At 65.5% G+C, this 11,314-nt stretch carries 10 protein-coding genes and 1 riboswitch; of the genes, 6 read left to right on the forward strand and 4 right to left on the reverse strand.

Going from position 1 to position 11,314, the window contains the following annotated elements; translation table 11 throughout:
* The first annotated feature begins 2 nt into the window (after nt 1–2).
* From ligD to VHL31_RS25610, 6 genes are all read left to right on the forward strand, one after another.
* Nucleotides 3–2,543, forward strand: a complete 2,541-nt coding sequence (gene ligD, locus VHL31_RS25585; RefSeq protein WP_329664079.1) for a DNA ligase D — start codon at nt 3–5, stop codon at nt 2,541–2,543.
* Between the two features lie 50 nt (nt 2,544–2,593).
* Nucleotides 2,594–2,718, forward strand: a riboswitch (TPP riboswitch).
* A gap of 47 nt (nt 2,719–2,765) precedes the next feature.
* Nucleotides 2,766–3,767: a glycine oxidase ThiO gene (thiO, locus tag VHL31_RS25590; protein ID WP_329664080.1), complete on the forward strand. Its 1,002-nt coding sequence runs from the start codon at nt 2,766–2,768 to the stop codon at nt 3,765–3,767.
* Nucleotides 3,764–3,961 carry a sulfur carrier protein ThiS gene (gene thiS, locus VHL31_RS25595; RefSeq protein WP_329664081.1) on the forward strand — a complete coding sequence of 66 codons (198 nt, stop codon included), beginning with the start codon at nt 3,764–3,766 and terminating at the stop codon, nt 3,959–3,961. The genes thiO and thiS overlap by 4 nt, the downstream gene beginning before the upstream one ends.
* 6 nt (nt 3,962–3,967) lie before the next feature.
* Complete coding sequence (locus tag VHL31_RS25600) at nt 3,968–4,738, forward strand: thiazole synthase (RefSeq protein ID WP_329664082.1); 771 nt, start codon at nt 3,968–3,970, stop codon at nt 4,736–4,738.
* Nucleotides 4,739–4,741: 3 nt separating this feature from the next.
* The gene (locus VHL31_RS25605) at nt 4,742–5,350 is read left to right on the forward strand and encodes a thiamine phosphate synthase (protein WP_329664083.1); all 609 of its coding nucleotides are present in this window, start codon (nt 4,742–4,744) and stop codon (nt 5,348–5,350) included.
* Complete coding sequence (locus VHL31_RS25610) at nt 5,347–6,315, forward strand: HesA/MoeB/ThiF family protein (RefSeq protein WP_329664084.1); 969 nt, start codon at nt 5,347–5,349, stop codon at nt 6,313–6,315. The genes VHL31_RS25605 and VHL31_RS25610 overlap by 4 nt, the downstream gene beginning before the upstream one ends.
* Nucleotides 6,316–6,317: 2 nt before the next feature.
* Here the strand turns inward: VHL31_RS25610 and VHL31_RS25615 are convergent, their stop codons facing one another.
* The 4 genes from VHL31_RS25615 to VHL31_RS25630 all read right to left on the reverse strand — a co-directional run bounded on the left by VHL31_RS25615 (nt 6,318) and on the right by VHL31_RS25630 (nt 10,979).
* The gene (locus VHL31_RS25615; RefSeq protein WP_329664085.1) at nt 6,318–7,313 is read right to left on the reverse strand and encodes an ABC transporter permease; all 996 of its coding nucleotides are present in this window, start codon (nt 7,311–7,313) and stop codon (nt 6,318–6,320) included.
* Nucleotide 7,314: 1 nt separating this feature from the next.
* The gene (locus VHL31_RS25620; RefSeq protein ID WP_329664086.1) at nt 7,315–8,328 is read right to left on the reverse strand and encodes an ABC transporter permease; all 1,014 of its coding nucleotides are present in this window, start codon (nt 8,326–8,328) and stop codon (nt 7,315–7,317) included.
* Nucleotides 8,325–9,836, reverse strand: a complete 1,512-nt coding sequence (locus VHL31_RS25625; protein ID WP_329664087.1) for a sugar ABC transporter ATP-binding protein — start codon at nt 9,834–9,836, stop codon at nt 8,325–8,327. Before VHL31_RS25625 ends, VHL31_RS25620 begins: the two co-directional genes overlap by 4 nt.
* A gap of 114 nt (nt 9,837–9,950) precedes the next feature.
* On the reverse strand, nt 9,951–10,979 hold the full coding sequence (locus tag VHL31_RS25630) for a sugar ABC transporter substrate-binding protein (protein ID WP_329664088.1): 1,029 nt from the start codon (nt 10,977–10,979) through the stop codon (nt 9,951–9,953).
* Nucleotides 10,980–11,314: the final 335 nt, after the last annotated feature.

Genomic DNA, 11,314 nt, shown 5'->3' on the forward strand with positions numbered 1-11,314 from the left:
CCGTGGCTGACCTCGCGGCTTATATCGCCAAGCGAGACTTTACGAGGACGGCGGAGCCGAAGGGAAGGAAGGCTCGCACCAAGGGCCATGGCTTCGTCATCCAGAAGCACGCTGCGCGACGGCTGCACTACGACCTCCGGCTCGAACTCGACGGGGTGCTGAAGAGCTGGGCGGTGGCGCGAGGCCCGAGTCTCGTGGCGGGCGAGAAGCGCTTGGCGGTCGAGGTCGAGGACCATCCGCTGGACTACGGTGATTTCGAGGGCACCATCCCGAAAGGCGAGTATGGCGCAGGCTCGGTCATCGTGTGGGACCGCGGGATATGGAAGCCTGAGGCGGACCCGCATCTGGGCCTGAGCAAGGGGCGTCTCTCGTTCGAGCTGGCGGGCGAGAAACTGCATGGATCCTGGCACCTCGTGCGCATGCACCGGCAGCGAGGCGAGAAACGCGACAACTGGCTGCTGATCAAGCAGCGCGATGACCACGCCCGGCCCGAGAACGCGCCAGACATCCTGGAAGAGGCGCCGAACTCGGTGCTGAGCGGCCGGTCGAACGACGAGATCGGGCAGGACGCTTCACCCAAGCCGGCGCCTGCCGGCGTGAAAGGGAAAACGGCACCCACGAGGCGTCGCGCGGCGCGTTCCAGCGCCAGAACAACCACCGCCATGCCCGACTTCGTGCCGCCATGCCTCGCGACGCTGGAGGCCAAGCCGCCCGTCGGGGACCGCTGGCTTCACGAGATCAAGTTCGACGGCTATCGGATCCAGGCAAGGATTCAGGAAGACAGTGTCGTGCTCCTGACGCGCTCCGGCCTGGACTGGACCGGCACGTTCGGCTCGGCCATCCCGGCAGCCTTCGCGGCACTTCCCGGTACCGACCATCTCATCGACGGTGAAGTGGTCGTGGAGGGCGAGGCGGGCGCTTCCGATTATGTCGCCTTGCGTGAGGATCTCTCTGCCGGCCGGACCGACCGTTTCCGCTACTATGCCTTCGACCTTCTCTTCCAGGACGGGCTGGACCTGCGGGCAGAACCGCTGGACACGCGCAAGCGCCGGCTGCGGGAGCTGCTCGCGGGCCTCGGTCATGACTCCCAGCCCCTTCGCTTCAGCGAATCGTTTCCGGAGCAGGGCGATCTCGTGCTGCAGCATGCCTGCCGGCTCAGCCTGGAAGGCATCGTCTCCAAGCTGCGCGCTGCACCCTACCGCTCGGGGCGCAGCGGCGACTGGATCAAGTCGAAGTGCGGCGACCGGCAGGAATTCGTGATCGTCGGTTGGGTACCCTCCACCGCGGCGCCGCGAGCGATCGGCTCCCTCGTGCTTGCCTATTACGACGATGGGAAGCTGGTACATGCCGGGCGGGTGGGCACCGGCTTCGGCGGTGCCATGGCGCGGGAGCTCTGGGAGCGCTTGCGCTCCCTCGACGAGACCAAGATGCCGTTCAAGGAGCGGCCCGAGCGAAGCAGCCGGGACGTGCACTGGGTCAGCCCGCAACTGGTGGCGGAAGTGGAGTTCAGGGGCTGGACCGGCGATCTGCTGCTCCGGCACGCCTCCTTCCGCGGCCTGCGCGACGATAAACCGGCGACCGAGATCGTCCGCGAGGATCCCGCGCCGGCGAGAAAGGCTTCAGCCAAGGCTCTACCCAAGGCCCCGGCCGAGCCGAAACAGGCGAGGGTGAAGCTGACCCACCCGGACAGGGTCTACTGGCCGGAGGACGGCGTCACCAAGCAGGGCCTCGTCGACTACTATGCCGACATATGGAAGTGGATGGCGCCGCATGTGGTGGCGCGTCCGCTGTCGCTGATGCGCTGCCCCGATGGCGTGGGCCAGAAATGCTTCTTCCAGAAATCGCCCTGGCGCGGCATGAACCGGGCCGTGACCGTGCTCGACAATCCGGGCAATGGTGGTGACACGGTACTGACCATCCAGGACCTGGACGGGATGGTGGCCCTGGTGCAGGGCGGTGTCCTGGAGGTCCATCCATGGGGTGTCCGCATCGATGACCTGGATCATCCCGACCAGGTGACGTTCGACCTGGACCCCGGGGATGATGTGGATTGGGAACAGGTCAAACAGGCGGCGTTCGACGTTCGCGAGCGCCTGAAGGTGCAGGGGCTGGAAAGCTACCTGAAGACGACCGGTGGAAAGGGACTCCATGTGGTCGTGCCACTCAAGCCGTCGGCGGACTGGGAGCAGGCCAAGAACTTCGCCCATGAGCTTGCGGCGGCCATGACGAAGGACAGCCCCGCCTTGTACACCGCGACGATGACCAAGAAGTTGCGGGCCGGGCGGGTCTTCGTCGACTGGCTGCGCAACGGACGCGGATCCACGGCGGTTTGCGCCTACTCGACGCGCGCCCGTGCCGGTGCGCCGGTCTCCACGCCACTGGCCTGGGATGAACTGGATGTCGACGTCCGGGGTCCGCATTTCAACGTCAACAACGTGGCGAACCGTCTGGGCCACCTCGGTAGTGACCCTTGGACCGGCTTCTTCCGCACTGAGCAGACGCTGCCGGTGCAGAAGGCCAAGCGGGCTCACGCCCGAAAGTGAGGGGCCAGGCAGCCCAGGTGTTTGACTTCGGCCGCGATCGACATCACCTTCAGAGCACCTAGGGGAGCCCCGCGAGGGGGCTGAGAGGTCATCGGCACAGCCTGCTGTGCGGCATGACGACCCTTCGAACCTGATCCAGTTCATGCTGGCGTAGGGATGGGTGACCGCTGCAATCCGGCAGAGATCGACCTCCCGCCATCAGGCTGGGGAGCGTACCGATCGATGCATATCGTGGTCATGGGAGCAGGTGTCGCCGGTTTGACCGCAGCGCTTGCGCTGGCGGAACGCGGCCACGACGTCGATGTGCTCGAGCAGGGTCCTGGGCTCGGCCTTGCGTCCTGCTCCCGCTATGCCGGTGGAATGCTGGCTCCCTGGTGCGAGCGGGAAAGTGCCGAGCAGATCGTGGCCGACCTCGGCCAGGAGGCGCTTTCCTACTGGCCTCGTGTCCACCCGCAGACCGTCCAGCGAGGCAGCCTTGTCGTGGCTCCCAGGCGCGACGAGCGGGAGCTCGACCGGTTCGCGCGGCGCACCTCGCATTTCCGGCCGCTCTCAGGCACGGAACTCGGCGAACTCGAGCCAGATCTCGGCGGGCGCTTCGGCCGGGCCTTGTTCTTTCCCGATGAGGCGCATCTCGATCCTCGCCAGGCCCTGCAGTCGCTGGCTTCGCGCTTGCAGGAGCAGGGTGTGGTGATTCGGTTCGGGGTGGATGCACGCCAGCATCTGGCCGCAGCCGACCGGGTGATCGACTGCCGCGGCCTGGCAGCCCGAGACCATCTGGCGGACCTGCGGGGCGTCAGGGGCGAGATGCTGATCCTCCGCTGCCCCGAGATCTCCCTGCAGCGGCCCGTACGGCTCCTGCACCCCCGCTTCCCCTTGTACATCGTGCCCCGCGATGACGGGCACTTCATGGTGGGGGCCACCAGCATCGAGAGCGGCGACCGGACCCGCGTGACGGTGCGATCGGCCGTGGAACTCCTCAATGCCGCCTACACGCTGCATCCGGCGTTTGGAGAAGCAGAGATCGTCGAACTCGGTGCCGATGCACGCCCGGCCTTTCCCGACAACCTCCCGCGCGTCCGGCAGATCGGCCGAACCCTCTACCTGAACGGCCTCTACCGACACGGCTTTCTGCTCGCACCGGTCCTAGCTCGTGTAGCAGATGAACTAGTCTCGGAAGGCAAGCCTAATCAATATCTTGTGGATGAAGAAAGAGAGGTGGGATGAAGTTGATCGTGAACGGAGAGCCGGTCCAGACAGACCGGGTCGTGCTCGCCGATCTGCTGGAACAGCTGGGCTACGGGAACATTGTGGTCGCGACCGCCGTGAACGGCAGCTTCGTGCCCGTGCCACGTCGTAACGAGACGAGCCTAGAGGAGGGTGACAAGGTCGAGATTCTTGCACCCATGCAAGGAGGCTGAGCAATCATGGATGTTTATGGCACGAAGCTGACGTCACGACTCCTGCTGGGCACATCGCAGTATCCCTCGCCGGCCATCCTGGCGGAGGCCGTCCGGGCGGCTGGTGCCGAGGTGGTCACGGTTTCGCTGCGGCGCGAATCCGGGGCCGGGCGAGCCGGCCAGGGGTTCTGGTCGCTGATCCGCTCGCTCGACGTGAAGGTCCTGCCGAACACGGCCGGCTGCCATACCGTGAAGGAAGCCGTCGCCACCGCGCAGATGGCGCGCGAGGTCTTCGGCACGTCGTGGGTCAAGCTGGAGGTGATCGGGCATCACGATACGCTGCAGCCGGACGTGTTCGGGCTGGTGGAAGCGGCGCGGATCCTGTCGGAGGACGGCTTCCAGGTGTTTCCGTACACGACCGACGACCTGATCGTGGCGGAAAAGCTGCTGGAGGCCGGCTGCCAGGTTCTGATGCCCTGGGGAGCGCCGATCGGCTCGGGGCGGGGACTGAACAATCTGTTCGCCCTGCGCAGCATGCGGTCCCATTTTCCGGACATACCGCTGGTCGTGGACGCCGGCATCGGTCTGCCGTCGCATGCCGCGCAGGCGATGGAGCTTGGCTACGATGCCATCCTCCTGAATACGGCCGTCGCGAAGGCGGGCGAGCCTGCCCGCATGGCTGCAGCCTTCCGGCTGGCGGTCGAGGCCGGGCGTGAAGCCTTTCTCGCGGATCCGATGGAACCGCGAGACATGGCCGCTCCGTCGACGCCGCTCCTGGGCACGGCGTTTCGGAACTGAACGATGCAACTCGATCCATTCTACCTGATCGTGGACCATCCGCGCTGGCTGGAGCGCCTCCTGCCACAGGGCGTCCGGCTAGTTCAGTTGCGCATGAAGGACATGCCTGGGGCAGAGCTCCGGCAGCTGGTGCGGACGGCACGTGACCTTGCGCGGGTTCACGGGGTCCAACTGATCGTCAACGACTACTGGCGCCTTGCGATCGAGGAAGGCTGCGACGTGGTCCATCTCGGGCAGGAGGATCTCGACGAGGCGGACCTGGATGCCATCCGGGCCGCACAGGTGAGGATCGGGATCAGCACCCACGATCATGCCGAACTGGAGCGGGCCATGGCCTGCCGGCCGGACTATATCGCGCTGGGGCCGATCTTCCCGACCATCCTGAAGAAGATGCCATGGGCGCCACAGGGCATCGCCAGGATCCAGGAGTGGAAGAAGCGGATCGGGACGATCCCGCTCGTCGCCATTGGCGGGCTGAAGCCAGAACGCGCCAGGGACGTCCTTGAGGCCGGTGCCGACAGCGCTGCCGTGGTCACGGACATCCTGCTGCATGCTGACCCGGAAGCGCGCACCCGGGAATGGATCAAGGCTGTCCAGAAGGAGGCCGCATGAACAGCCGCTACGCTCGCCAGATGGTACTGCCCGAGGTTGGAGAGGCCGGCCAAGCCAAGCTCGCGGCCGCCTCGGTCCTAGTCGTCGGCGCAGGCGGCCTGGGTTCGCCCGTTCTCCTCAATCTGGCCGGTGCCGGCATCGGAAAGCTCACCATCATCGATCATGACCGGGTGGAGATGTCGAACCTCCACCGCCAGCCCCTGTATCGGCAGTCGGACGCAGGCGCTTGGAAGGCGGAAGCTGCCAAATCGGCCATACTAGCTTACAATTCAGAGATTTCGGTCGCTTCCCTTGTCCAGAAGCTGATGCCTTCCAACGCGGCTTCACTAGTCGAAGATGCTGACTTGGTCGTCGATGCAGCTGACAGCCTGGCTGTTACCTATATCTTGAGCGACGCATGCAGGATCATCGATAAACCTTTGATATCTGCGGCCGTCTTGGGCTTGGGAGGATATGTGGGCGCCTTCTGTGGCGGCGCTCCTAGCTACCGCGCCGTCTTCCCGGACATGCCCTCGACAGTCGGCAGTTGCGCAGCCAATGGCGTCCTCGGTCCGGTCGTGGCGACCCTGGGTTCACTACAGGCCCACATGGTTCTCCAACTGGTCCTGGGACTGCAGCCGTCGCCAGCGGGGCGGCTGGTGTCGGTGGACCTGTCCAGGTTCGGGTTCGGCGGCTTCTCCTTCCTCGGCACGCCGGAGCCGGATGGACCGCCCCTGCCGTTCATCGATCCCGCCACAATCGAACCCGACGACGTCGTGGTCGACCTGCGCGGCAGCGAGGAGGCGCCGAGCCTAGTGACGGACCGCGCCCTGCGCATCCTTCCAGCCGATATTGCCTCGGCAGAGCTGCCCCGTGACCGCCGGATCGTGCTGGCCTGTTCGGCCGGGATCCGGGCACACCGCGCGGCACGATTGCTGGCATCGCGGCGGTTTCCGCGCCTCGCCGTGGTCGCGATCGGGAGCTGACGTCAGCTGACCTTGCGCCAGCGACGGCTGGCAAAGGTCACCACCAGCACCAGGAAGATCAGTGCGCCGGTCCCGACCTGCTGCCAGTAGAAGTTCCATCCGACCAACAGCAGGCCGTTGGACACCATCGCCAGCAGCAGCACGCCCAGGACGGTCCCAAGGATGTTTGGCCGACCGCTCCGGTCGATGGTCGTACCGATGAACGTGGCGCCGATGGCGTTCAGCAGGAAGGCATTGCCTGTCGAGGGCACATAGGCATTAACCGTGCTCGACAAGAGGATCCCCGCAATAGCGCTGATCGCGGCAGCCAGGATGTAGACCAGGACGAGGTTGCGGCGCACCGGAAGGCCTGAGTACCAGGCGACCGTCGACTGGACGCCGATGGCGGTGACATGACGGCCGAAGACCGTCGACCGCAGGAGCACGGCCAGCGTCGACGCCACCAGCAACACGATCCAGAGCGGTGTCGCGATTCCCAGCAGGTCGCCATGTCCGAGAAACACGCTCTCCGGCGCCACCTTGGACTTGGACAGATAGATGGGAATGCCGCCACCGGTCGTGAGCTGCTGCACGCTCCGCCCGATGAACAGCGTGCCGAGCGTCGCCAGGAACGGGGTGATGCCCAAGCCTACGATCAGGAAGGCGTTGAACAGGCCGGCCATGCTGCCGGCCAGCAGCCCGCCGAAAAGGGCGACATAGAAGTTCTGCCCGGTGGCGATCGCGCTCACGAAGACCAGGCTCGCGAAGTCCAGCGCCGTCCCGACCGACAGGTCGATGCCGCCGGACGCGACCGCCATGGTCATGGCGATCGAGATAATGGCCAGCAAGGCGAAATTGTTGACGAGAACGCTCTCGATATTGGCCGGTGCCAAGAAGCTGGGGGCCGAGAACGAGAAGAACAGCCCGACCAAGAGCAAGGTCACCGGCAGCCCGGCGCGCAGAAGGAGGTCGGCTCTGGAACCGGACCTGGCCGGTGCTGCCGCCGCGTTGGCTGCCATCTCAGGTTTCCTTGCGTCGCAGGATCGACGTCACTGCGACCACCACGAGAATGAGCGCACCCTGCACGCCGCTGACCCAGTAGCTGGAGATATTGAGGAGCTGAAAGCCGTTGCTGAGAAACCCGATGAACAGCGCGGCAAGAAGGCTTCCCGTGATGGTCGGGACGAGGCGACGGGAGAAGACCACGCCCAGCAGCGACGTCACGACGACACCCAGCAGCAGCTCCGCCGAGCCGGTGCTGCTGCCGCTCAGGTAGGCCACCGAGAGGATGGCGGCGATGGCCGCGAACAAGCCGCTCGCGAGGTAGGTGCCGACGATGTAGCGCTGGACCGGCAAGCCGGCAGCTCGAGCTGCTTCGCGGTGCTCGCCCACGGCATAGAGGCGAAGGCCTAGTGCCGAGTACTGGACGATGGCGGTCACGATGATCGCGACAATGATCACGATGTAGGCCAGGTTCGGGATGCCCAGCGGGCCGGCATCGTTGATGGCCATCAGGAACGACGACGACGCCGGAACCACCGTGTTCTCCGTCAGCACCAGCTCGAGACCTGCAGCGACGTTCATCACCGCCAGCGTCGCCAGAAGTGGAAGGATGCCGACGATGACCACGGCGAAGGCATTGGCCCCGCCAATGAGAAGCCCGGTCAGGAGCGTTGCGGCCACGGCCGTCGAGTCGCCATGGCCAGCCTGGATCAAGGAGGCGTAGACGGCAGCACTCAATCCGAGATTCGCTGCCACCGAAAGATCGATGCCTCCTGTCACCACGTTGGCGCCGCCGCCGATGATCACGATGGTCATGCCGAACGCCAGGATGGCGAGGATGGCCGACTGGGCGATCACGTTGGTGAAGTTGAAGAACGACAGGAAGAAGGGCGCTGTCGCCGAGAAGAAGATCAGCACGGCGGCGAAGGCGAGCAGAGAGCCTGCCTGAAGAACCAGTGTAGCCCAGCGATGGGGGGCAGCCTGATCATGCTCGGGCTCGGCCGAACTGGGCTGAAGCGGCAGCGTGCTCATGCGGCCTCCGCAGCACCCGTGGACCAGGCCAGCAGCGCATCGCTGCTGGCCTCACCGCCACGCAGTTCCTTCACGATGGTGCCGCGGTAGAAGACCAGGATCCGGTCCGCGATTCCGTTCAGTTCATCCAGGTCGGTCGAGACGAGGATGACGGCGGCCCCACCGGCCACCAGTTCGCCGATCAGACGGTAGATCTCCACCTTCGCGCCAATGTCCACGCCGAGCGTGGGTTCATCCAGAATGTAGACACTGCACTGCCGTGCCAGCCACTTCGCGATGACCACCTTCTGCTGGTTGCCGCCGGACAGGTCGCGGACGTTCGTGTCAGGGTGGGGCGGGTGGATCCCCAGCTCGTTGATCAGCCGATTCGCCTCGGCTTCCTCGGCACGTCGGCTAACCAGCCCACCACGCAGGTACCTCTGAAGGCTCGTCAACGTGATGTTCTCACGGATGCTGGCATCGAGCGCCACGCCCTGTCCGCGACGATCTTCGGGCACGAGGGCCAGGCGCCGTTCGACCGCGGTTGATGGCCGTCCAAGGGCGACCGCCCTGCCATCGATCTCGATGGTGCCCGAATCCGGGCGGCTCAGGCCGAACAGGATCCGCACCAGCTCCTTCACTCCCGACCCCAGCAGACCGGTCATGCCGATGATTTCGCCGGCACGCAGCTGGAGCGATACGTCGTTCAGATGCCGGGCCTGCTGCAGCCTGCTCACTTCGAGCACCGGCTGTCCCAACGGAACCCGACGTTTCGGGAACATGTCGTCGATGTCCCGTGCCACCATCATCTGGGCGATCTCGCGGATCGGCGTGGTGCGCGGCTGGACGGTGCCGACATTCTTGCCGTTGCGCAGCACCGTCACCCGGTCGCACAGCCGCTCGATCTCCTGAAGGTAGTGCGAGATGTAGATGATCGTGATGCCCTGACGGCGCAGGCGCTCGATGTTGGCGAACAGTCGGTCGACCTCGCGCTTGACAAGGGCCGCCGTCGGTTCGTCGAACACCAGGATGCGTGGCTCGTTCGACAGCGCCCGCACGATCTGGACCAGCTGCTGCTGCGCTGTCGTGAGCTCGCCGATCAGGGCGCCTTTCGGCAAGGTGATCCCGAACTGCTCGTGCAGAAGATCGCGCGCCTGCCGCTCCATCCGTCGACGCGCCAGCAGCCCGCCGAATGTCGCTTCCCTGCCCAGGAACACCGCCTCGCCGACGGTGAACGTCGGCACCAGCAGCCGGTCCTGATGGATGAACTGGATGCCCAGCTGGCCCACCCCATGCGGCGTCAGGTGATGGACGTCCCGGCCGTTCAGCTCGATCCGGCCTTCGTCCGGCTGGTAGATCCCGGCCAGGATCTTGATCAGCGTCGACTTGCCGGCACCGTTCTGCCCGACCAGGCCATGGATCTCCCCAGGTCGGAGCTCGAACGAAGCACCTGCCAGCGCCCGCACGCCGCCAAAGTCCTTCACGAGATCCCGCATCGACAGAGCAAGCTCGCTCTTCGGATCCGCCACGCGATCGCCTTCATGAAAGTATCATGGAGCCCTGACCGCGCAGGGCAGGGCTCCTGGAAGAGGCCGAGCAGGCTTGAGAACGGCGGCCGGGGCGGCCACCGTCCACGTGGGAAGTCAGCCCTGTCCCAGCTGCTTTTGTGCTTCGGCCGCGTTCTGCTTGTTGACCATGATCGACGGCAGGAAGGTAAAGCCCGGCACCGGCTGGCCGGCCAGATGGCGCGCGACGTTCTGGATCGCCGCCTTGCCGATTGCGGCCGGCTGCTGGGCGGCGACGGCCGCTGCCGGAGATTCCGGATCCTTCACCAGTTCGACGACCTCCGGGCTGCCATCGACGCCGTAGGTGCGCACCTCGTTCCGGCCGGCCGCCGCGATCGCCTGGGTGGCGCCAAGCTGCGGCACATCCCAGGCCGACCACACGGCCGCGATCGATCCCTTCTCGGGATATTTGTTCAGGACAGCCGTGATCTGGGTGTAGGCGTCCTGGACCGTGTTCGGGATGACGTCGCGCAGTTCCGGCTCCAGGATCTTCACGTCCGGGAAGTACTTCAGCACCGCACGGAGCTGGTCGTAGCGGATCGCGCAGACCGGCACGCCGTAGAAGCCGTTGAACACGACGACGTTGCCCTTGGCCCCGATGTCGGACACGAGCTGCAAGGCCAGCGACGAGCCGATCAGGAAGTTGTCCGACGTCGTGTTGTTGATCGTGTTGGACGAGGGCAGGTCGACCGTGAACAGCGGAATGCCCGCGTCCTTGATCTTCTTGAGCCACGGATCAATGACGCTGAGGGTGCCTAGCGTCTGGACGACGGCGTCGGGCTTCTGGCCGATGACGGTCTGCAGCTGGGCCACCAGCTTGGTGTCGTTGCGGCCGGCATCCAGTCCCACCGCCGTTCCGCCCAAGCGTTCGACCTCGGCGATCTGGGCCTTGTAGGCTTCCAGGTCCCAGTGGTGGTCGGTCCCGACGATGCTGATGGCGATGGTCTTGCCCTGGAGCGACGGAACGTCGCCAGCGCTTTCCTGCGCGGCGGCCGAGCTGATTCCGAACGGCGACCTTGCCGAGAACATGCCGGCCGCGGCCGCCAGCGCACTGGCACCCAGGAGCCCCCGACGCTTCAACTCCAGCAACTTTCCACCATGGTCCATGACGCTTCCTCCAGGTTCTCACCGGCCCGTTGCAGCTGTCTCTGCCCCGAATTCTCGTCATGGACAATCAAGTTAATCGAATTCCTGCCCGGAAGCTCCGGTTAAGGGCAGTCGGATGGCGCGGTCACCGGCTTGGGTTTGCCCTCGCCAGTGCGAACGAGTGGACGCTGCCAAGGGGCGCCAACAGCGCTGGTCGCTAGAGCAGTTTGAGGTTGCACGGGTTCAGCGTGTCTGGTTGGGGGATCATCTCGGGTGAGGGAGATGGTTGATGACGGCCCCGTTGTCTCGGGATCTGCGTGAGCGGCTGGTCCGTACCGTGGCGGCAGGCAGTTCGA

Source organism: Geminicoccus sp., assembly GCF_036263595.1.
GTDB lineage: Bacteria > Pseudomonadota > Alphaproteobacteria > Geminicoccales > Geminicoccaceae > Geminicoccus.